Here is a 755-nt window from a genome sequence, read left to right on the forward strand (position 1 = left end):
GCTGCCGTGGTGGGTCATTCGCAGGGTGAGATCGCTGCCGCGTGTGTGGCGGGGATCCTCAGTCTTGGGGATGCGGCGCGGGTGGTTGCGTTGCGTAGTCAGGCGATTGGGCGGGTGCTGGCCGGGTTGGGTGGCATGGTCTCGGTTGCCCTGCCGGTGGGGGATGTCCGGGAGCGGTTGGCGGTTTGGGGTGAGGACCGGGTTTCGGTGGCGGCGGTCAACGGTCCGTCCTCGGTCGTGGTCTGTGGTGAGCCGGTCGCGTTGGATGAGTTGTTGGCTTCGTGTGAGGCCGACGGGGTGCGAGCGCGTCGCGTTCCGGTGGATTACGCCTCGCATTCGGCGCAGGTGGAGCTTTTGCGGGACGAGCTGCTGGAGGTTTTGGCTCCGATCGTCCCGGGGCCTGCGCGGGTGCCGTTCCTTTCGACGGTCACGGGTGAGTGGGTGCAGGGTCCGGAGCTGACGGCGGAGTACTGGTTCCGCAATCTGCGGCAGACGGTGGAGCTGGAGAAGGCGGTCCGTGCGCTGCTGGAGCAGGGCTTCGGGGTCTTTATCGAGTCCAGTGCGCATCCGGTGCTCACTGTTGGTGTGCAGGAGACGATCGAGGACTGCGGCCGTCAGGCGGCGGCTTTGGGGTCGTTGCGGCGTGATGAGGGTGGGCTGGAGCGTTTCTACGCTTCGCTGGGCGAGGCATTCGTACATGGTGTGACGGTTGACTGGGACGCGGTCTTCGCGGGAACCGGCGCCCACCGGGTCGA

At 67.0% G+C, this 755-nt stretch carries 1 protein-coding gene; it reads left to right on the forward strand.

The window, feature by feature from the left end; translation table 11 throughout:
• Nucleotides 1–755, forward strand: a 755-nt coding sequence (locus tag O5O46_RS35035) for an acyltransferase domain-containing protein (protein ID WP_269859731.1), incomplete at both ends; no start/stop codon positions are given.

Source organism: Streptomyces sp. RPT161, assembly GCF_027533845.1.
Lineage (GTDB): Bacteria > Actinomycetota > Actinomycetes > Streptomycetales > Streptomycetaceae > Streptantibioticus_A > Streptantibioticus_A silvisoli_A.